We start from the raw sequence: 20,286 nt of genomic DNA, 5'->3' as shown, positions 1-20,286 counted from the left end.
TAGCACTTGGGAACGCAATTGCAACTGTGTCGAAGGTGATTAGCAGAATTGCTGACCGCAGCGCTAATGCTGGCGGATACGATTGCTGCAATGTGAGGTTTTTGGCAGAGGAAGATTCAATGATCCAAGTCATTGTTTTGATGGCGATCCCGACTGGATTCGAACCAGTGACCTACGGCTTAGAAGGCCGGTGCTCTATCCAGCTGAGCTACGGGACCTCACCATCAGAACCCGGCCATAGCACAAAGCATGAGGCCGGGAAAAGCTGTTAGTGCGTCCAAGGCTGTGGACGATAGAAGCTAAAGTTATCCGAATAGGAAACCTTGCGACGCTTCACTTCATGCGGCTCGATTACGCGATAAGCGATACCGTTGCGGGTCGCATATTCAATCGCGTCTTCGCGGCTGTCGAAAGACAGGCGAATCTGACTCTTCATGTCACCGGATGATGTGTAACCCATAAGCGGCTCGACCTTACGAGCGCTTTCTGGCTCATATTCCAGAAGCCAGTTATCGGTTTTGGCTTTACCAGACTGCATTGCGGTCTTAGCTGGACGGTAAATACGTGCAACCATTTGACGAACCTTGATCTATGCTCTTGAGCCCATGAAGGGCGATAATTTCACCAAGGCAATAGTTTACACGTCACACCATGTCAACGCGATAAAGGCGCACGCCACAGCATCTGACTGCGACATACTCATCTTGGCAAATTGTCTGGAAAGAATGGTCGGAGCGAGAGGATTCGAACCTCCGACCCCCTGATCCCAAATCAGGTGCGCTACCAGGCTGCGCTACGCTCCGTGCTTTGTAAGCGGCCCTTCCCTAGATAATCGCCGTGTATAAAGCAAGCGCTAAAAACAGATTTTTCAAATTTTATTCACAGCGTTACGCAGCTCGGTGCGTTTATGGCTTAGCTCAAAGCCAGGAACCAAGCTTGCTCTGGTGCGTTTTGTTTTCATCCTCAAATTTTCAGGAGTTTCAGAGTGAATCGCAACGGGCTTTATCTGATTATCGGTGCTCTTATTGTCGTGGTCGCAGGATTCGCGATCTATACCTATCAGGAGGAATCAAAACCTTCCGGCATCGAAATGAAAATTGGAGAGGGTGGCGTTTCCATTCAGGAAGACTAAGCCTTTAGGCTAAGACAGGCGCGTCAACACGGCAAAAAGTTTCAAGTCTAAATCGGTTATAAACATATAAACCGATTAAGATTTCAAACGCTTACCGTTTGTGATGCAACGATTCTTCAAGGTCCATGTTATTTGCCATGCCAAGAGCCAATGGAGGATCGAAATGGATATCCAGACTTCAGATGCACTTTATCGTCGCCACGAAAATGAGTGGGCAGCATTTCGTGATGCTGTTCAGCAAAAAGAGGCGAGCCAGAAACGCGGTGAGACTGCTTCCGGTGAACCCTTTTCGGGCAACAAGGCATCCGGACAGGAATAATTCATTCCGACCAGCTTAATTAGAACGCCGCGAAAGCGGCGTTTTTTATTGCCGGAACAACGCTATAAAATCTTAAATTCAAGAAAATTCACTTGGGATTTCAATCTCGTCCGCTACCTTCTGCATATCGAAACAATTTCAGTATTTTGGGATCAGGAAATGTCGACACAGAAAGTAGCGATCATTACAGCAGGTGGCAGCGGTATGGGTGCGGCTTCCGCACGGCGGCTTGCAGCGGACGGTTTTTCCGTCGCAATCCTCTCGTCATCTGGCAAAGGCGAAGCATTGGCCGAGGAATTGGGTGGCATTGGCGTCACAGGGTCGAACCAGTCGGCTGACGACCTGAAGAAGCTCGTCGATCTAACTATCGAAAAATGGGGGCGTATCGATACGCTGGTGAATAGTGCCGGCCACGGTCCACGCGCACCGATCCTCGATATTACAGATGAAGATTGGCATAAGGGTCTCGATACTTACTTTCTGAATGTCGTACGTCCGAGCCGTCTCGTCGTGCCTTTCATGCAAAAGCAGAAATCCGGCACGATCATCAATATCTCGACTGCATGGGCTTTTGAGCCAAGCGCGATGTTCCCGACTTCAGCAGTTTTCCGTGCTGGTTTGGCCTCGTTTACAAAAGTCTTCGCCGACACCTATGCGGCAGACAATATCCGTATGAACAATGTTTTGCCGGGCTGGATCGACAGTCTGCCAGCAACAGAAGAACGCCGGGATAGCGTGCCTATGCAGCGCTATGGCAAAAGCGAAGAAATCGCTGCGACGGTTTCATTCCTTGCCTCCGAAGGTGCTGCCTACATCACGGGTCAGAACCTGCGCGTGGATGGCGGCCTCACCCGCTCGGTCTGATAAATACCCTGGTAACGAAATGCGAAGGAAGACTCGGTAGTGTCTTCCTGTCGCGATTCGGACAGGGGACATGAAAAATGGCGCCACGGAAACGGAGTTCCCGCCCGACAAAACGCTCAACCGGGCGTTCTACCGGGCGCAAGAACAGTTCAGGTTCATCAGCACCAATTCTGGCGCTTGGCGCTATTTTGGGATTGGGTGCGTTTAGCCTGTGGGCAACGGCTCAGCATAAAAGCCCGCAAGCAGCATTGACCGCCTTGTTCCAACGCACTGTCCCGACAACCACTTCGTCTGCTCCTGCCAAGGTTGAAGCCAGACAACCTGCCGAGAAGGCCGTGGTCGAAAAGAAGTCGCAAAGCAGAGATTATGCTGGCGCGGTGGGTCCTGTGCCACGCCCGGCCGCATTGGTAGCGCCGGCACCGGCCAAGCCTGTGCAGCAAGCCGCAATTGAGGTTTCAAAGCCCGCAATGGCGACGCAGAAAGTGGCTCCACCGCCGCCTCCCCCTGCATCCGCACGCGCATTGCCTATGCCACCGCGCGGCACCAATACGGCCGCTCATTCTCCATCGGTGATTTATGCCAAGGCAAAACTCACCATTCACAAGAACGCATGGGATCGCTCACCGGCTATCGGTACAGTCGAGAAGGGCCGCGAAATGCGCTCCTATGGTAAGACCGGCAAGTGGCATCGTGTGGTCGTGCCTTCAACCAATATCATTGGCTGGGTTCATGAAGATCAGTTGCTCGGTGGCCGTAACAAGCCCGACAGCGCACAGATGATGACCACCGGCTCGATTGCCAAGAAGACGCAAGCACCAACTCCAGCGGCACCCGTCGTGCAGAAGGCACGCATTCAGCCGCCAATGGCCGTTGGACAGAAAAATTAGATTTTCTGTCCGGCTGTTGCCATGGCCGCGATTTGCGGATCACCCGGCAGATAGTCAAAGCCAATTGCGAGCAGCGACGAGGTATCGGCGACCATGTCGCCGAACAGCTGCTCATAAAGCGTCTGTCTGCCCACAAGCGTCAGCAAAACCTTCATAAGAAAGGCTGGCACCGGCAGCAACCGTGACGAACGGCCCATTGCTTTGCGGGCTTTTGAGACAAGTTCGCGGGTTGAGCGGGGTTCTGGCTCAGCGAGATGGAAAATTTGGCCTGAAACCTGATCTTTTTGTGCATTGACGAGAAACACCAACGCACGCGCCACATTCTCCAGCGAGACAAAACTGCGCCGGTTGTCGGCCAAACCAAAGGGAAGCGGTAGTCCTGTGTCGCAAAGCTTCATTAAAGCGCGCAGATTGGCCCGTGCATCTGGGCCATAAACGAGTACCGGACGCGCAATAACCACCTCAATACCAAGCATCGCAAGCAATGCTGCTTCGGCCTTCGCTTTGGCATCGCCGTAATCATCACGCGGTGAAAACGGCATATCCGGCATTAACGGCGATGGATTGCCTGCAATCGTGTAGATTGTTGAGACGAAGATAAAACGGCGTACACCGGCCTGTCTGGCTTTTTCCGCGAGCTCGACTGTCAGGCGATGATTGACAGCGTCAAACTCATCCGCCTGCGGGCGTTCGGCACCAGTTCGATGAGCCAGAGCGGCACAATGAATGACAGCATCGACGCCGTCAAAGTCTGGCGCCAAAAGAGCATCGCGTGAAAGAGCGAGCGTTTCGTGTCCATTGCCGGCCAGCTCGCGCAGAACAGCACTTCCGATAAATCCGCCAGCTCCAGTGACAGCGACCTTCATCCCTCACCGTGACCAGCTTCGGACAAAACCTGCGCGGCAAGCGTGCGCGTTATGCGCGTTTTCTGCTCCATAGCGGCGTTATCAAGACGATCGACAATCTGGATCGCTGACAGAAGCGAGCGTTCAATGCGGCTGACCAGATAGCTCACCACATGCGGTTCAACGCTGATCTGCCGATCAGCAAAGAGCTTGTGAATAACACCACCCAGCAGCATGTCGTCCGGTTCGGCAATTTCCACCACTGTCGCCGCCTTGAGGCGCGATGCAAGATCGGGAAGTTTGACTTTCCAGTTTGCGGGCAGAAGACGCGAAGTCATCAGCAGCGATGGCCCCGGACCAAGGGCTGCATTCTGCCGAACGCTGTTAATGAGATGAAACAGGCCTGTTTCGTCAAAACGTGCGCCACCGATATTATCAATCAGCACAGGATATTCCGCAGCACCATGCACTACGCGCTCGCTGATAGATTTTGGATCAGCCAGCAACGCACCTGTTGCTGCACGCCACACTTCTGCAAGATGTGTTTTACCCGCGCCCGTCGGCCCGGCAAGAATAACCACCGGAGCAACCCAGTTCGGCCAACGGTCGATAAGGTCCACCGCCGCACGGTTCGACCCCGTGACCATGATGTCTTCGCGGTGATAGCCGGGCTGATGCTCAAGGGCGAGCGGAATCTGACGCGGCGCGTCACTCATCGCTGCCTCCAGAATGTCTGGCTCCTGAAAATCTGGCCCGGTTACGTTTCAATTTCATTTCTCTTTGCCTGTATTCTCGCCCGCCTCTATCAGCGGTCCGACATCTGAATGCGAACGCTTGTAAGCAGGGTCATACATCGGAGAATGGAGATAGCGATTCAGGGCAAAACGCACAAGCACCCCGACCGCTGCCGCAGCTGGCACTGCAACCAGCATTCCAGTGAAGCCAAACAGAGAACCGAAGGCGAACAGAGCGAACATCAGCCAGACCGGATGCAGGCCCACGGACGATCCGACGAGCTTTGGCTGGAGGATGTTTCCTTCAACAAACTGGCCCAGGAAAAACACCGCGGCAACAGCCACAATCATGATCCAATCCGGCCAGAACTGGACCAGCGCAACACCGATTGCAAGCGTCAGACCAACGAAGGAACCGATATAGGGAATGAAGCTGATAAGCCCCGCAAAAAAGCCGATAAGCAGGCCAAAGTTAAGTCCGGTCAGGGTCAGGCCGATAGCGTAATAGGTGCCGAGAATGAGACACAAAGTACCCTGCCCGCGCACGAAGCCCGCCACCGCTGCGTCCATGTCACGAGCAATGCCGCGGACGGTATAAAGCTGCCTGCGCGGAACCCATGAATCGATGCGATCAACCATGCGATCCCAGTCGAGCAGCATGTAGAACGCAACCACCGGCGTAACGATGAAAAGGCCCGCAATATCAATGAGAGATTTCCCCGAATTCCACAGGGACTGGAGCAATGTGGAGAGGAAACCGGCGCCCTGTTGCAGGAGCGTGCTGAGGTTTTCCTGAATGACCGAACTATCGATACCGATATAGCGTTTCAGCCAACTCGAATTCTCATTGGCAAGAAGCGCCTGCAACTGTGAAATGTAATCCGGTAGCTTGGATATGAAGTCTGCGAGCTGTGTCGCAAGCACCGGTATGATGATCATCAGCCCGACGACGAGTATCATCAGGAAGACCAGCAGAATGACAATCGTTGCAGCCAGTCGCGACAGACCCAGCCGTTCCAGACGGTCTGCAACAGGATCAAGAAAATATGCCAGCGCCATGCCTGCCACAAAGGGCAGAAGAACCGGGCTGAAAATCACCAGAAACAGAAGGAATATCGCCGCAGTACAGGTCCAGAACATGGCCTGACGACGAACAACAGAACCTGTAAAGCCGCCGACTTCCACATTGACGTGAATATCGCCATCCCGCGCTACAGCCTCAGCCTGCTGTATCGTCTTGGTCGTCGTGTCACGCGCAGGCGCTGGTTTCTTGGCCATTTTGATCCATTCTCTGCAAAGATATTTCCCGCGTCTCAGCTATAATACGTCGGCGTTACTATTCTCGTAAGCGCGGGCAGATAGAGATAGTTAGATCGTAGCAAAAAGATTGCAATGGTTATGAGCGCGGCACTCGCTATGCATCGACAGGTTACTGCAAATCCACAATCGCGAAAATTTCAGCAGATTCCTGCGATGTTTTGCGCTTTTCCGGCCTTCTGGCCTTGCAGGACACGCAATCTCATGTCATTGCGCCCTCATTATTCCCCACTAGGGGCACAGCCCCGTTTCAGGCCAGTTTCAGGAGCAGGTGATGACCACGGAAAATAACCCCGCCAGAAAAAATGGACTGACTTATGCTGAAGCGGGCGTCGATATCGATGCCGGCAATCTGATGGTCGACAAGATCAAGCCACTTGTTCGCTCCACGCGTCGTCCCGGCGCAGATGGCGAAATTGGTGGTTTTGGTGGTCTCTTCGATCTCAAAGCGGCAGGTTTCACCGATCCGGTGCTGGTTGCAGCCAATGATGGCGTTGGCACAAAGCTCAAAATTGCAATCGATGCAGACAAGCACGACACTGTTGGTATCGATCTTGTTGCCATGTGCGTGAACGATCTCGTCGTTCAGGGTGCAGAGCCACTGTTCTTTCTTGATTATTTCGCAACCGGCAAGCTGTCGCCTGATCAGGGCGTAGCTATCGTCTCCGGTATTGCGGAAGGTTGCCTTCAGGCTGGTTGTGCGCTGATTGGCGGTGAAACCGCTGAAATGCCCGGCATGTATCGCGATGGCGATTACGATCTGGCTGGTTTTGCGGTTGGCGCTGCTGAACGCAACCGTCTGCTGCCGCGCGGCGATGTTTCGGAAGGCGACATCATTATCGGCCTTTCGTCGTCGGGCGTTCACTCCAACGGCTTCTCTCTGGTTCGTCGTATTGTCGAAATGTCCGGCCTTGGCTGGAAGTCTGATGCGCCGTTCAAGGAAGGTGCAACGCTTGGTGAAGCGCTGCTGGAGCCAACCCGCATTTATGTGAAGCCGTTGCTTGCCGCTATCCGTGCTTCGGATGGTATCAAGGCATTGGCCCATATTACTGGCGGTGGTTTCCCGGACAATATCCCGCGCGTGCTGCCAGAAGGTCTTGCGGCTGAAATCAATCTCGATGCAATCGATGTTCCTGCCGTATTCTCATGGCTTGCAAAGACCGGCGGTGTCGAACCACTCGAAATGCTGCGCACCTTCAACTGCGGCATCGGCATGATCGCTGTTGTCACACCAGACAAGGTGGACGAAGTGATTGCAGCTTTGACCAAAGAAGGCGAAAACGTCACAACACTCGGCCGCATGGTCAAGCGTGAAGGCGAAGGCGTCGTCTATCAGGGCACGCTGAAACTATGAGCCGCAAACGGGTCGTCATTTTCATCTCGGGCGGCGGCTCCAATATGGAGGCGCTGATCCGCGCTGCTCAGACGCCCGATTTTCCGGCTGAAGTCATTTCGGTCTTTTCAGACAAGTCAGATGCAGGCGGACTAGCCAAAGCACAGGCCGCTGGCATCGCGACGCAGGTGTTTACCCGCAAAGATTATGCCTCCAAGGATGCGCATGAAGATGCAATCCTTGAGGCGCTTGCGCTGCTCAACCCGGATATTATCTGCCTTGCAGGTTACATGCGGCTGTTGTCAGCTAAGTTTATTGCGCCTTATGAAGGTCGTATCCTCAACATTCATCCTTCGCTGTTGCCGCTTTTCGCAGGCCTTCACACGCATCAGCGTGCGCTTGACGCAGGCATGAAACTTGCAGGCTGCACCGTGCATCTGGTGACAGAAGGCATGGATGAAGGTCCGATTTTGGCACAGGCCGCTGTGCCTATCGTCGAAGGCGACACGGAAAGCAGTCTTGCTGCGCGCGTTTTGAAAGCAGAGCATAAGATTTACGCGCTTGCGCTCAGCAAATTTGCCAGTGGTGACGCGGAAACAGGCCTGTCGCAAGATGCGATGGTGATCAGCGCCTGACTTACAAAAGCGCGATTAAACGCGACAAATTAATCACACCCGAATTTTTTCGTTAACAAAACTTTAATTCTCGCGAAAATGCCCTAATTCAGGTTCGTAAGGGAAGCTGCTTCGGCAACCCGTGAGAGTCGCATAAGCGTCTCTTTCAGTATGTGTTTATTAGAGGACAACATCATGTCTCTCCGTTTTTCGACTTCCTTCCTGTCGGCTATGGCCGTCGTTTCGGGCATTGCTATCACTGCCCCTGCTCTTGCTGCTGACTTCGTAGCGCCTCCCGGCTCAGGTCGCACCCAGCCGCGTTCGGAAGTTGGCACTCTTACTTGTGATATTTCCCCTGCAATCGGCGTCATTATCGGCAGCCAGCAGGACGTGGATTGTGTGTTCAGCCCTGTTCGCGGTCGCGGCCCGGTAGAGCGTTACACCGGCAACATCACAAAAATCGGCGTAGATATCGGCTTCATCAATGGCGGCACCGTTGCATGGGCTGTCTGGGCTCCAACCGTTCGCCCTGAAGGCGCGCTCAAGGGCCGCTATGTCGGCGCATCGGCAAATGCCTCAATCGGCATTGGCGCGGGCACCAACATCCTGACCGGCGGCTCGTGGAAGACAATTTCACTGCAGCCAATTTCGGTTCAGGGCCAGAAAGGCCTCAACGCAGCTGTTGGCCTCTCCAAGCTCAAGCTGAATTACGCAGGCTAATCCGGCCTGATACAATCAAAAACCGTGCTTAATTTAAATTAAGCGCGGTTTTTTTATTTCATCAAAGTTTTCTGATCCAGATTTTGGTGTCGTGAACTGCCAGACCGCCATACGGCGCCGCAGGCTCCGCTCCGATCAGCGTATTAATCCCCTCACCCCGCTCGAACGTAGAGTTCGGAAAAATACCTTCGGACACAACGACACCGCGCTTTTGACCAGCGCGCAACACTGCATGAAGCACTACTTCACCACGATGATTGCCGATTTCAATCCGCTCACCATCTGCGATATCCAGTTGAGCCGCATCATCCGGGTGGATGAGAAGCTCTGGCCGGATTTCCTTCGTGAGAGATGTCGGTGTTTCCGCAAATGTCGAATTCAGGAAATTATGGGCAGGCGATGTGGCGAGACGGAATGGATGCTCGGCATCCACAGCCTCAATCACATTCCAATAGTCCGGAAACTCTGGAATGGAGTGATGTGGCCCTTGCAGGCCCATGACTTCCGGTGGTTTGTTTGGTGACGGGCTGCCGGTCCAGTCGGGACGGAAGCGGAACTTTCCATCCGGCCATTTAAAGCCATTGATGTAATGTGCTTCCTCAAATGGAGGCTGCAAATCGACAAATCTCTTTTCCTTCAAGTCATCGAAATGCGGAAGAGTGCTGTTGGCATTCATGTTGTCGATCAACGTACGCTCATCGACGTTAAAGCCCGGCAGATGTGCGACGCCCAGACGCTCAGCCAACTCGTTGATAACAAAGATATTCGGGCGAGCATCTGCAAGAGGTTCGATCAACTTCGGCCCCAGCACCACATGCTGCTGTCCGCCGCCACGGTAAATATCGTCATGTTCAAGAAATGTGGTCGCTGGCAAAAGTACATCGGCCATTTTGGCCGTATCAGTCATGAATTGCTCATGCACGGCAACAAACAGGTCTTCACGGGCAAAGCCCTGACGCACCAGACGCTGCTCTGGCGTCACATTCATTGGATTGGTGTTCTGGATCAGCATCGCTGTTACGGGCGGGCCACCATATAGCGCTTCGCTATCGCCGGTAAGAATACGTCCGATCTTCGACTGATCGAGGAAACGCAGGCTTTTATCCTGCATTGCGCTGCCTTCAATCTCGCGCTTATCCATCTTGAAGATGCCGGAATTGGAATGAAACGCGCCGCCGCCCTCGTGTAAAAACGCGCCCGTCACACAAGCAATCGATGCTGCGGCGTGCATATTCACAGCGCCATTCCGCTGGCGCGTAAAGCCGTAGCCAAGCCGGAAATAGGTGCGCTTGGTCTGACCCACCAGATGTGCAAAAGCTTCGATTTCCTCGACACTCAGGCCCGTGATTTCAGCCGCCCATTCCGGTGTGCGGGTCTCAAGATGAGCTTCCAGCCCTTTCGGATCATCGGTGTAGCGATTGAGATAATCCCAGTCCGCAAGACCATCACGAAACAGGACATGCATGACAGCGCAGGCAAAAGCGCCATCCGTTCCGGGCTTAAGCACAATGCCCATATCCGCCTGTCGCACGGTCGCATTGGCGTAAATGTCGATGACAACGATCTTGGCGCCGCGATCTTTTCGTGCTCGCACCGCATGGGTCATTACATTGACCTGCGTGGCTGCGGCGTTGGTCCCCCAGATGACCACCACATCCGCCTTTGCCATCTCACGCGGGTCTGGGCCTGTCAGGCTGCCGGTGCCAGCAAAATAGCCGGTCCACGCCATATTGGTGCAGAAACTGTCAAACTGGTTCGAATAGCGTTTGGCATAGCGCAGGCGATTGATGGAATCGCGCTGCACCAGCCCCATTGTGCCAGCATAGTAATATGGCCAGACAGTTTCGCTGCCATAGGTCTGTTCGGCCTTTATGAAGCGTTCGGCGATCAGATCAAGCGCGGCTTCCCAGGATGCCTGCTTCCACTCGCCGTCACCCTTACGGCCGGCGCGAATGAGCGGATGTTTCAGGCGATCCGGGTGATGAACACGCTCCGCATAGCGGGCAACCTTGGCGCAGATCACACCCGCGGTATAGCTGTTGTCCTTCGCACCACGGACGCGGCCGATTGTACGCTCATCCAGCAGCTCGACATCAAGCGCACAGGTGGAAGGGCAGTCATGCGGACAGGCAGAATGTCCGATTTTGATATTTGATCTGGGGGATGGCTGGTTCATAGCGCTTTTTAGCGCAAGCGAAGTTCCACAGAAACGAATTTCTGACGTATTGAACTACCTGCGACGAAATAGATTTTCAAGAAAGTCTCAAGGTAATGGCACCGAGCACAATGAAGCCCGCAGCCAGAAAACGTGGCAGGCCCACTTTCTCTTTGAGAATAAGTGCTGAAATGAGAACACCAAACAGGATTGCCGTCTCTCTCAAAGCTGCGACGACCGCGATTGGAGCCATTGTCATTGCCCACAGTGCCAAGCCGTAAGAGGCCAAAGTGCCAATTCCGCCAATCAGCGACGTGCGCCATCGGTTACGAACATAATTGAGAAAACGATCCGGCTCACGATAAAGCGCCCAGCACCCGAGCGGAAAAGCGTTTATCAGAAACAGCCACAGCGTATAGGACAGCGTGTTACCCGATGCCCGTACGCCGACGCCATCAATGATGGTATAAGTTGCAATGAAACCTGCATTGGCAAGCGCAAGCAAAGCGGTTTTGCTCGATGTGCCGCCGTTACGACGTCGCGCTTCGAGCGCCATTGCAAGAACGCCGCTACAGATCAGGATAATGCCTACCCAGCCGCCCCAGCCAATGGCTTCACCAATCAAAGGTGCGCTGACAAGTGCCACCAGCAAAGGTGGCGTGCCGCGCATGATCGGATATGCTTCACTCATGTCACCCGATTTATAGGCAGCTGCGACCAGAGACATGTAGAATATCTGCGTTATGGTCGAGAGGCCTATGAAAATCCAGCTCGATGGATGCGGCAGTGGCAAAAAAGGCAGGAAAAACAGTGAAATCAGACCAGCAGCACCGGTGATGCAGGCGGCTGCGAAAAATTTGTCACTGCCTCCTTTGACGATAGCATTCCAGCTTGCGTGGAAAAACGCGCCACAAAGGACAATCAGCAGTACGCTACCAGACATGGAAGACTCGACTCGGATGAGAGCGGATGATGACAGTTATATGTCACATTTGGTGAAGCAGGGATATTGCCGAAAGCGACGAGGCATGAAACAAGCGCGAACATGAATTATCGTCACGCCTATCACGCCGGGAATTTTGCCGATGTTGTCAAGCACGTCATCCTTTCCCGCATTGTTGAATATCTCAAGCGCAAGGATCAAGCCTTTCGCGTGATCGATACCCATGCGGGTATCGGCCTTTACGATCTGCGCGGCACCGAAGCTGGCAAAACCAGCGAATGGACCGGCGGGATCAGCCGTGTTTTCGATGCAGTCGAAAAAGACGAAATCCCAGCAGCCGCCATTGAATTGTTGCAGCCTTATCTCGACGTGGTGCGCGCGGTGAACAATGGTAAAGATCTGCGGCATTACCCCGGCTCGCCGCTTCTGACCCGTCATCTTTTACGCAAACAGGATCGCTTGTCGGCACTGGAACTTCATCCGCAGGATGCCAAAAAGCTGGCGAAGCTGTTTGACGGCGATTATCAGGCGCGCGTCATTGAGCTTGATGGCTGGCTTTCGCTCGGCGCACATATGCCGCCTAAGGAGAAACGCGGTCTGGTGCTGGTTGATCCGCCGTTTGAAATAGAAGGCGAATTTGATCGCCTCGTTGACGGGCTGGTTAAGGCTTACAAGCGTTTTCCCGGCGGTACTTATGCGCTCTGGTATCCAGTCAAGGACCGTAAAGAGACGGAACGGTTCTCAAAGCGTCTGCGGGAAACCGAAATTCCGAAGATCATGCGCATTGAACTTGCGATTCGCGCACCATCGCTTGAGCCGAGGCTTGATGGCACTGGAATGATTGTCGTCAATCCGCCCTATACACTGGAAAGTGAGATGCAAACCCTGCTTCCCTGCCTTACCAAGTTGCTTAGTGAAGAAAAGGGGAGCAATTTCAGCATTCAATGGATACGCAGCGAGACGGATCGCACTTGACCGCTGCCCGTTGCTGAAAGAAACTGCAACTCAGCCAATTTAATAAAACGAGCATCACGCTCGAATTGTGAGACAGGATAGAGATATGCAACGCAAGTTGGATCGCATCGGACAGTTTTCTCGTGCAGCACTTCTGGCTGCATCGGTTCTTCCCCTGACGTTCGCTTCCCTGCCCGCAAATGCTGCAGATTATCTGACATCAGCACCGACAGCCGTTGGTGATGCCGGTCTTTGCAGTCAGCAGAGCATTCTGCGCAGCGTCGTTTCTGATTTCGGCTATCAGGTTCGCAACGTACCAAACCTTCCACAGGTTGGCATTTCTGCAATGAGCGATGTTCGCCTGACCCGCTATGAGCCAAAGAACAATCCGGCCCAGATCGAGCGCACCTATTGCAAGGCAACGGCTGTTCTCAGCGATGGCCAGAATCGTTCGGTCTGGTACATGGTTGAAGAAGGTCAGGGCTTTGCAGGCGTCGGCAAGAATGTCGAATTTTGCGTAGATGGCTTTGATCGCTGGGCCGTGTACGACGCAAAATGCCGCGTCCTACGTTGATAGGATAGGCAATGCTGCGCAAACTGGCGGCGATCTCAGCCGCCCTTCTTGCCACTTCCTTTGCAGCGCTACCCGCAGTGGCGCAAGACCGGGGCAACAGCAGCCCCGGTAAATTTGATTTCTATGTGCTGTCTCTTTCATGGTCGCCAAGCTATTGCGCTTCGGAAGGTCCGAGAGCAAACAGGCAGCAATGCGGGACCAATCGCCCTTTCAGTTTTGTCGTTCATGGGCTTTGGCCACAAAACGAATGGGGCTATCCGGCCAATTGTCAGTTCGACAATGCTCGCAGCCGTGGCAGTTTTGTTCCCCGACAAATCGTTTCAAGCATTTCGGATATCATGCCGTCCACAGGGCTGGTCGCGCATCAATGGCGCAAGCATGGAAGCTGCTCCGGCCTTCCTCAGAACGAATATTTCGCAACCGTCCGTCAAGCCTATCAGCATGTGAACATCCCTCCGAGCCTTCGGAGCATGGCTGGAAACCGTCGTGTTGATCCGATGCTTGTTGAAAAAGCGTTTATAACCGCCAATCCGGGAATGAAGCCGGACGGAATATCGGTCGCCTGCAATAGAAATTACCTTCAGGAAGTGCGCATCTGCATGACGAAAGACCTGAAGTTTCGTGCCTGCGAACAGGTTAACGCCAATGCATGTCGCAGCCGATCCGTTATGATGCCCGCGACAAGATAGTCCTAAACCTCAGGAATCGTGATGACTCAGATCCTTTATTCGCCCGCCTCGCCGTATAGCGCCAAGGTGCGTATGGCAGCAGCCCATGCAGGCATCCCGTTTGAAAGCGTGGTCGTTACCACCTCGGCAGAACCGGATAACCTCGTCAGCGCCAATCCATTGGGTAAAATCCCGACCTTGCTTACAGATGATGGCAAGTCCGTCTTCGATAGCCGCGCGATCATGCAATATTTGAACCGCGTATCGGGGAACAAGCTTTTTCCGCGCAATGCCGAAAAGCGTACGGATGCTGAGCGTTTTGAAGCGATTGCAGACGGTTTGGCTGACGTTCTGCTCGCCCATGTTTACGAGCGTCGTATGCGCCCGGAAGAAAAAGTGCATCAGCCATGGCTGGATCTGCAATGGCGTAAGGCCGAACGCGCACTCGATCTTCTAAATGAAGCTCCACCGCGCCTTGCTGGCAAGCTGCATGGCGGTCATCTGGCGGTGGCTGCCACCCTTGGTTATCTGGGTCTGCGCTTTGAAGGAAAATGGGAGCGCGGTCGTCCGAAGCTCAAGCGCTGGATGAAGCGATTTGAAGAGCTGCATCCTGAGCTTTCAAAACTTCTGCCACACGCATAAAGCGCCGCTCACCCTACTGGGCGCACAAAGGTCGCTCTAACACTTTATGTTTACAGCACAATTTTACCTTAAACTGATTCAGTTTTAGGGAATTATGCTGTAGCGCGTTTCGCGTACGATCGTTCACTCTCGTTCGCTGAATGCCATAGAAAATCAGGCAATAAAAAAAACCGGGTAGTTTCCTACCCGGTTTTTTCGTTCAATTACGTAGTAATTAGAACTTGTAGCCAACGCCGACGCGGATGTCGTGGGTGTCGAGCTTGTTGCGAACCGATTCGGTTCCGAGGTCGTAGGTCTTGTTACCGAACTGGGTGTAGCGGTATTCAACGCGACCAAGGATGTTGTCGGTCAGCTTAGCTTCGAGACCGGCACCAGCAGTCCAACCAACGCGGAACTTGCTTTCGTCTTCAACGCCGTTGTCGAGCTTAACCTGCGAGCCAGCAACACCAGCGGTGATGTAAGGCATAACTGGGTTCAGGTCGTAACCAAGACGGCCACGGAGCGAGCCTTCGAAGCCCTGCTTGGCTTCAAGACCATTCTTGGACTTCTTGGCCCAAGAGTAACCTGCGTCACCTTCAACACCGTATACGAACTGGTCCTGCTGGAAGTTCCAGCCAGCATATGCGCCAGCCTTCAGATCGTCAGGCTTGATTGCGCCGTCGGTGTTGGTCTTTACCTTGTTCCAGCCGTAGCCGAGGTACAGACCGGTGTAACCACCAGCCCAGCTGTACTGTGGAGCCATCTCAACAGGAGCTGGAACAGGAGGCTGTTCCATGATGGCGTCAGCAGCGAAAGCAGTTGCAGAGAACGGCAGCAGCGCAGCCGAGGCGATTACGAGAGACTTAAGAGTGCGCATAGCATTCTCCTTGACTAAATTACCTTTAGCGCGGTCCCTTATCGGGTGAGCAGCAATTTCGGGAGTGAACCGCTCATGCCGCGCTGACAGGACTGACATATCGTCGGTAATTGCGGCACGATCTGCCCCCTTCTGTGGAGAGAACCTGACGAGAAGGTGGCAAAATTGCGATGTTGCATTCTCGCAACGCTCGTTTCAGGCGCTTATATAGGAAAATAGAGAGCCACTATTTTGGGACAGAAAAAGTTGGGCCAAATCGAAACTACTGAATTTGCTAGGTTTTTGTCAGCAGTAATCGGCATCCCCCCTATTTTTAGCTGTATTTTTTCCGGCAAAATGGCATGAATCGAAGCGATGAATCACGATAAGAAAGTGTTTACCCTGTTGGAAAATCCGGAAACCAACCTGCTTGCAAATTGCCCTGTTCTGGTGACGGGAGGCGCAAGACGCATAGGAAAAGCCATTGTCGAAGATCTGGCAGCACACGGCTTTCCGGTAGCTATTCATTGTAACCGCTCAGTTGCGGAAGGTCAGGCACTGGCGGCCAAAATCGTGGCTAACGGCGGAAAAGCCGGTGTTGTGCAGGCTGATCTGGCGAATGAAAATGATGTTCGTGGCTTGCTGCAACAGGCAGAAGCGCAATTGGGACCGATTCGTTTGCTGGTCAACAATGCTTCGTTGTTTGAAGACGATCGCATCGGTAATCTTGATATGCAGCTTTGGGATCGCCATTTTGCGATTCATCTGAAAACACCAGTGATCCTTGCTGAAGAATTGGCCAAGGCTCTGCCGGAAGGTAAAGACGGCCTTATTGTGAATGTCATCGACCAGCGTGTCTGGAAGCTGAACCCGCACTTCTTTTCATATACGTTGTCGAAGACGGCGCTCTGGAATGCGACGCGTACGCTTGCGCAGGCACTTGCACCACGTATTCGTGTCAATGCCATTGCTCCCGGCCCCACGCTGCCCAGCGAGCGTCAGGATATCAGTGACTTTAAGTTACAGGTGAGCCATCTGCCATTGCAGCGCGCACCTGATTTGTCCGAATTTGGACGCACTATTCGCTATTTCTGGGAAAGCCGTTCCGTAACTGGCCAGATGATTGCGCTTGATGGCGGTCAGCATCTGGCATGGGAAACGCCGGATATAGCAGGAATTAAAGAATGACTGGACCACGCAAACCCAATGATGATCCTATTTCACGCCTGCCATCGGATGATGAGCAGGATGTGGCGGGCATTATCATGGGCGATGCAGAGAACGATGACGACGATGATGCAATCGAGGAAACGCCTGCTGTTGCCTCGGCGGCCGATTCCATTCAGTGGGATTCGTCAGATGGTCTTCCAGATACAAAAGGCTTGAGCGGCGCAGACATTATCAATGCTTTCGTCAAGCGTTTGCCAAATAATCCCGGCGTCTATCGCATGTTCAATAGCGATGGTGACGTGCTTTATGTCGGCAAAGCCCGCAGCCTCAAGAAACGCGTCTCTAACTATGCGCGCGGCATCGGACATTCCAACCGTATCACGCGTATGATCGGCGAAACGGCGACGATGGAATTCGTTGTTACGCGTACAGAGACCGAAGCGCTGCTGCTGGAAGCGAATCTTATCAAACGCTTGCGCCCACGCTTTAACGTTCTGCTGCGTGACGACAAATCGTTTCCTTATATTCTGCTGAGTGGCGGACATCGCGCGCCCGGCATTTTCAAGCATCGTGGTGCACGCTCGCGCAAAGGCGAGTATTTCGGCCCTTTTGCTTCTGCGGGTGCCGTTGGTCGCACGATCAATGCGCTTCAGCGCGCGTTCCTGCTGCGCACCTGCACGGATTCAGTTTTTGAAACGCGCACCCGTCCCTGCCTGCTTTATCAAATCAAGCGCTGTTCCGGCCCTTGTACGCATGAGGTCAGCGACGAGGATTATGCAGAGCTTGTCAGTGAGGCCAAGGCCTTCCTTTCCGGCAAGAGCCAGAGGGTGAAGGATCATCTGGCAGCGGCCATGCAGGCGGCGTCCGCCGATCTCGATTTTGAACACGCGGCGGTCTATCGTGATCGTCTTGCCGCACTTTCCCATGTGCAATCGCATCAGGGCATCAACCCGCAGACGGTTGAAGAAGCCGACGTTTTCGCAATCCATCAGGAAGGTGGCATGACCTGTATTCAGGTCTTCTTCTTCCGTACCGGTCAGAATTGGGGCAATCGCGCCTATTTTCCGAAAGCCGACAGCTCGCTAGGAGCAGCGGAAGTTCTCGGCGCTTTCCTGTCGCAATTTTATGATGACAAGCCCTGCCCGAAGCTCGTTCTTCTTTCAGAAGAAGTCGAAGATCAGTCGCTTCTCGCTGAAGCACTTTCATCGCGCGCGGGACATCGCGTTCAGGTCAATGTTCCACAACGCGGCGAAAAGGTGGAGTTGGTCAACCACGCCCTGACCAATGCCCGCGAAGCGCTGGGACGTCGTCTGGCAGAAACATCCTCGCAGGCAAGACTGCTCAAAGGACTGGCCGAGGCATTCGGTTTGCCCAATGCGCCACGCCGTGTCGAAGTTTACGATAACTCGCATATCATGGGTACGAATGCAGTCGGCGGCATGATCGTTGCCGGCCCTGAAGGCTTCGTCAAGAATCAGTATCGCAAGTTCAATATTAAATCGACCGACATCACGCCCGGCGATGACTTTGGCATGATGCGCGAAGTGATCGAGCGCCGATTCTCGCGACTGGTTAAAGAACATGCTGCGCCGGAGCCAGTAATGGATGCGGAAAGCCCGGAAGCCATCAACGATGCTTTCCCTGCCTGGCCCGACCTTATTCTTATCGATGGCGGTCAGGGACAGGTTGGAGCCGTTCGCCAGATTTTGGGCGAACTTGGCATAAGCCATCTTGTGACAGCCATTGGCATTGCCAAGGGCGTTGACCGCGAAGCTGGGCGCGAACGTTTCTTTATCGAGGGCAAACCACCTTTCACACTGCCGCCACGCGATCCCGTTCTTTATTTCGTTCAGCGTATGCGCGACGAAGCACACCGTTTTGCCATCGGCACACATCGCGCGCGTCGCAAGAAGGAAATGGTCGCCAATCCGCTGGATGAGATTTCGGGAATCGGTCCCTCAAGAAAGCGAGCACTTTTGCATCACTTCGGAACCGCGAAAGCGGTATCTCGTGCTGCAGTTGAAGATCTGATGCAGATTGATGGCATCTCTGAAGCCATGGCGAAGACCATTCACGATCATTTTCATGACCGTTGACGTAATTTTGTCCGGGTTTGGGCAGCTAATCTTCCACAGGCGTCATTACGCCCCGGTAGAACACGTCCACAGGTGTTGATTTTCTTTGTCATCCCTGTTGATGTGCTCCCATAACGAATGCGGCGGTGCTATGCGGAAAAATCACACTCTCTCCCTACCTAACATTCTGACTTACGGACGGATTATCGCCGTTCCGCTTGTCGTTTTGTGCTTCTTCGTGGAGGGACGTCTGCAATCCAGTGATACGTCTCGCTGGACGGCGCTTGCAATTTTCGCCATCGCCAGCATCACAGATTTCTTCGATGGCTATTTGGCTCGTATCTGGCAGCAGACATCAACGATCGGCCGTATGCTTGATCCGATTGCTGACAAACTTCTTGTTTCCGCTTGCCTGCTGTTGCTTGCAGCCGATGGAACAATTGCTGGATGGACGCTCTGGGCAGCCATCATCATTCTTTGCCGTGAAATTCTGGTATCTGGCCTGCGCGAGTATCTCGCTGAGCTGAAGGTTAGCGTTCCGGTTTCTCAGCTGGCAAAGTGGAAGACCACTGCACAGATGGTAGCACTTGCATTCCTTCTTGCTGGCCCTGCCGGGGACAAAGTCCTACCATATACGACTGAAATGGGCATTGGCCTGCTGTGGATTTCTGCGATCCTGACTCTTTACACCGGTTGGGATTATTTCCGCGCTGGCCTCAAACACGTCATGGACTAAAACTATGCGCGTAAATCTCATCTATTTCGCCTGGGTGCGCGAGAAGATCGGCAAGGGAGAAGAGGTTATCGAACTTCCTTCCCAGACCATCAGTGTTGGGGAGCTGATTTCTCACCTCAAAAACCTCGGCGAAGAGTATGAAGCTGCTTTCGAGCATGAGACAGTCATTCGTGCGGCCATCAATCAGGAACATGCCGAACATGACGAACTCGTCAAAGACGGCAATGAAGTAGCGCTTTTCCCACCCATGACGGGTGGTTGAAATGTCCAGACAAGCGACATGCCCGCTTTTTGTGAGCGTGCGCCCCGAGGATTTCGATGTTGCTGAAGAAATCCGCAAGCTTGGCGAAGGTCGCAAGGATATTGGTGCGATCGTTACGTTTACCGGCCTTTGTCGTGATGAAGGCGGAAAACTTTCCGCGCTTGAACTGGAACACTATCCCGGCATGGCGGAAGCAGAGATTCGTCGTATTGTCGATGAAGCGATCAGTCGCTGGCCTTTATCGGGTATTTCTATCATCCATCGCTATGGTCTTGTTAAACCTGGCGAAAACATTGTCCTGGTCGTCACGGCATCAGCTCATCGTCAGGCCGCTTTTGAAGCCGCGTCATTCCTGATGGACTTCATGAAAACTGGAGCGCCGTTCTGGAAACGCGAGCATTTGATTGACGGCGGCACCGGCAGCTGGGTCGAATCAAAGGCTGAAGACGACCAAAGTCGAGAACGCTGGCAGAAGCACTGAACGCTTCTTCTTTTGGGCAAGTTGTC

The 20,286-nt window shown here is 53.5% G+C and carries 23 protein-coding genes and 2 tRNA genes; 16 read left to right on the top strand and 9 right to left on the bottom strand.

Annotated features, from left to right (window positions below; all coding sequences use genetic code 11):
• Positions 1–141: 141 nt before the first annotated feature.
• From ABWV94_RS01440 to ABWV94_RS01430, 3 genes are all read right to left on the bottom strand, one after another.
• Positions 142–218 (bottom strand) — tRNA-Arg (locus ABWV94_RS01440).
• A gap of 50 nt (positions 219–268) precedes the next feature.
• Positions 269–574, bottom strand: coding sequence for an ETC complex I subunit (locus ABWV94_RS01435; RefSeq protein WP_007874386.1), 306 nt, complete (start codon positions 572–574; stop codon positions 269–271).
• Between the two features lie 152 nt (positions 575–726).
• Positions 727–803: transfer RNA gene (locus ABWV94_RS01430), tRNA-Pro, on the bottom strand.
• Between the two features lie 182 nt (positions 804–985).
• On the opposite strand from ABWV94_RS01430, the gene ABWV94_RS01425 reads away from it, so the two are divergent.
• The 4 genes from ABWV94_RS01425 (at position 986) to ABWV94_RS01410 (ending at position 3,202) form a co-directional block, all read left to right on the top strand.
• A complete protein-coding gene (locus tag ABWV94_RS01425) occupies positions 986–1,132 on the top strand; it encodes a hypothetical protein (RefSeq protein ID WP_353412501.1) in 147 nt (48 codons plus the stop codon).
• A gap of 163 nt (positions 1,133–1,295) precedes the next feature.
• A complete protein-coding gene (locus tag ABWV94_RS01420; RefSeq protein WP_007874380.1) occupies positions 1,296–1,451 on the top strand; it encodes a hypothetical protein in 156 nt (51 codons plus the stop codon).
• A gap of 159 nt (positions 1,452–1,610) precedes the next feature.
• Positions 1,611–2,315, top strand: a complete 705-nt coding sequence (locus ABWV94_RS01415) for an SDR family oxidoreductase (protein ID WP_007874379.1) — start codon at positions 1,611–1,613, stop codon at positions 2,313–2,315.
• 77 nt (positions 2,316–2,392) lie between these two features.
• Positions 2,393–3,202 (top strand): hypothetical protein, encoded by an 810-nt coding sequence (locus tag ABWV94_RS01410; RefSeq protein ID WP_113498165.1) that lies wholly within the window; start codon positions 2,393–2,395, stop codon positions 3,200–3,202.
• On the opposite strand, the gene ABWV94_RS01405 is transcribed toward ABWV94_RS01410, so the two are convergent.
• The 3 genes from ABWV94_RS01405 to ABWV94_RS01395 are packed head-to-tail and all read right to left on the bottom strand — an operon-like array spanning position 3,199 to position 6,059.
• Complete coding sequence (locus ABWV94_RS01405) at positions 3,199–4,068, bottom strand: NAD-dependent epimerase/dehydratase family protein (RefSeq protein WP_113498167.1); 870 nt, start codon at positions 4,066–4,068, stop codon at positions 3,199–3,201. The genes ABWV94_RS01410 and ABWV94_RS01405 overlap by 4 nt on opposite strands.
• Positions 4,065–4,775, bottom strand: coding sequence for a DnaA regulatory inactivator HdaA (hdaA, locus tag ABWV94_RS01400; protein ID WP_171380035.1), 711 nt, complete (start codon positions 4,773–4,775; stop codon positions 4,065–4,067). Before hdaA ends, ABWV94_RS01405 begins: the two co-directional genes overlap by 4 nt.
• 42 nt (positions 4,776–4,817) lie before the next feature.
• Entirely contained in the window at positions 4,818–6,059 is a 1,242-nt protein-coding gene (locus tag ABWV94_RS01395) for an AI-2E family transporter (RefSeq protein WP_153223305.1), read from the bottom strand.
• Between the two features lie 313 nt (positions 6,060–6,372).
• Between ABWV94_RS01395 and purM the strand changes: the two genes are divergently transcribed.
• The 3 genes from purM to ABWV94_RS01380 all read left to right on the top strand — a co-directional run bounded on the left by purM (position 6,373) and on the right by ABWV94_RS01380 (position 8,765).
• A complete protein-coding gene (gene purM, locus ABWV94_RS01390; protein WP_064320417.1) occupies positions 6,373–7,452 on the top strand; it encodes a phosphoribosylformylglycinamidine cyclo-ligase in 1,080 nt (359 codons plus the stop codon).
• On the top strand, positions 7,449–8,066 hold the full coding sequence (gene purN, locus ABWV94_RS01385) for a phosphoribosylglycinamide formyltransferase (RefSeq protein ID WP_113498169.1): 618 nt from the start codon (positions 7,449–7,451) through the stop codon (positions 8,064–8,066). The genes purM and purN overlap by 4 nt, the downstream gene beginning before the upstream one ends.
• A gap of 174 nt (positions 8,067–8,240) precedes the next feature.
• Positions 8,241–8,765, top strand: coding sequence for a DUF992 domain-containing protein (locus ABWV94_RS01380; RefSeq protein ID WP_105518354.1), 525 nt, complete (start codon positions 8,241–8,243; stop codon positions 8,763–8,765).
• A gap of 61 nt (positions 8,766–8,826) precedes the next feature.
• On the opposite strand, the gene ABWV94_RS01375 is transcribed toward ABWV94_RS01380, so the two are convergent.
• On the bottom strand, positions 8,827–10,941 hold the full coding sequence (locus tag ABWV94_RS01375) for a molybdopterin oxidoreductase family protein (protein WP_113498171.1): 2,115 nt from the start codon (positions 10,939–10,941) through the stop codon (positions 8,827–8,829).
• A gap of 76 nt (positions 10,942–11,017) precedes the next feature.
• Positions 11,018–11,863, bottom strand: coding sequence for an EamA family transporter (locus ABWV94_RS01370; protein ID WP_113498173.1), 846 nt, complete (start codon positions 11,861–11,863; stop codon positions 11,018–11,020).
• Between the two features lie 102 nt (positions 11,864–11,965).
• Here ABWV94_RS01370 and ABWV94_RS01365 point away from each other — a divergent pair, with 102 nt between their 5' ends.
• The 4 genes from ABWV94_RS01365 (at position 11,966) to ABWV94_RS01350 (ending at position 14,701) form a co-directional block, all read left to right on the top strand.
• Positions 11,966–12,838: a 23S rRNA (adenine(2030)-N(6))-methyltransferase RlmJ gene (locus tag ABWV94_RS01365; protein ID WP_113498175.1), complete on the top strand. Its 873-nt coding sequence runs from the start codon at positions 11,966–11,968 to the stop codon at positions 12,836–12,838.
• Between the two features lie 85 nt (positions 12,839–12,923).
• Positions 12,924–13,391, top strand: coding sequence for a hypothetical protein (locus ABWV94_RS01360; RefSeq protein ID WP_007874362.1), 468 nt, complete (start codon positions 12,924–12,926; stop codon positions 13,389–13,391).
• Positions 13,392–13,402: 11 nt separating this feature from the next.
• Positions 13,403–14,080, top strand: a complete 678-nt coding sequence (locus tag ABWV94_RS01355; RefSeq protein ID WP_113498177.1) for a ribonuclease T2 family protein — start codon at positions 13,403–13,405, stop codon at positions 14,078–14,080.
• 21 nt (positions 14,081–14,101) lie between these two features.
• Positions 14,102–14,701: a glutathione S-transferase gene (locus ABWV94_RS01350; RefSeq protein WP_113498179.1), complete on the top strand. Its 600-nt coding sequence runs from the start codon at positions 14,102–14,104 to the stop codon at positions 14,699–14,701.
• 214 nt (positions 14,702–14,915) lie between these two features.
• On the opposite strand, the gene omp25 is transcribed toward ABWV94_RS01350, so the two are convergent.
• Complete coding sequence (gene omp25, locus ABWV94_RS01345) at positions 14,916–15,557, bottom strand: outer membrane protein Omp25 (protein WP_007874355.1); 642 nt, start codon at positions 15,555–15,557, stop codon at positions 14,916–14,918.
• 354 nt (positions 15,558–15,911) lie between these two features.
• Between omp25 and ABWV94_RS01340 the strand changes: the two genes are divergently transcribed.
• From ABWV94_RS01340 to ABWV94_RS01320, 5 genes are all read left to right on the top strand, one after another.
• Complete coding sequence (locus ABWV94_RS01340) at positions 15,912–16,724, top strand: SDR family oxidoreductase (RefSeq protein ID WP_113498181.1); 813 nt, start codon at positions 15,912–15,914, stop codon at positions 16,722–16,724.
• Complete coding sequence (uvrC, locus tag ABWV94_RS01335; RefSeq protein WP_105518346.1) at positions 16,721–18,802, top strand: excinuclease ABC subunit UvrC; 2,082 nt, start codon at positions 16,721–16,723, stop codon at positions 18,800–18,802. The genes ABWV94_RS01340 and uvrC overlap by 4 nt, the downstream gene beginning before the upstream one ends.
• Positions 18,803–18,932: 130 nt before the next feature.
• Positions 18,933–19,517 (top strand): CDP-diacylglycerol--glycerol-3-phosphate 3-phosphatidyltransferase, encoded by a 585-nt coding sequence (pgsA, locus tag ABWV94_RS01330; RefSeq protein ID WP_007874352.1) that lies wholly within the window; start codon positions 18,933–18,935, stop codon positions 19,515–19,517.
• A gap of 4 nt (positions 19,518–19,521) precedes the next feature.
• Positions 19,522–19,779, top strand: coding sequence for a molybdopterin converting factor subunit 1 (gene moaD, locus ABWV94_RS01325; protein ID WP_113498183.1), 258 nt, complete (start codon positions 19,522–19,524; stop codon positions 19,777–19,779).
• Position 19,780: 1 nt separating this feature from the next.
• Positions 19,781–20,260 carry a molybdenum cofactor biosynthesis protein MoaE gene (locus tag ABWV94_RS01320; protein WP_113498185.1) on the top strand — a complete coding sequence of 160 codons (480 nt, stop codon included), beginning with the start codon at positions 19,781–19,783 and terminating at the stop codon, positions 20,258–20,260.
• Positions 20,261–20,286: the final 26 nt, after the last annotated feature.

This window comes from Brucella sp. NBRC 12953, assembly GCF_040369775.1.
Taxonomy (GTDB): domain Bacteria; phylum Pseudomonadota; class Alphaproteobacteria; order Rhizobiales; family Rhizobiaceae; genus Brucella; species Brucella pseudogrignonensis.
The sequence above is the reverse complement of the archived record's forward strand: the minus strand, read 5'-3'. Positions and strand labels throughout refer to the sequence as shown.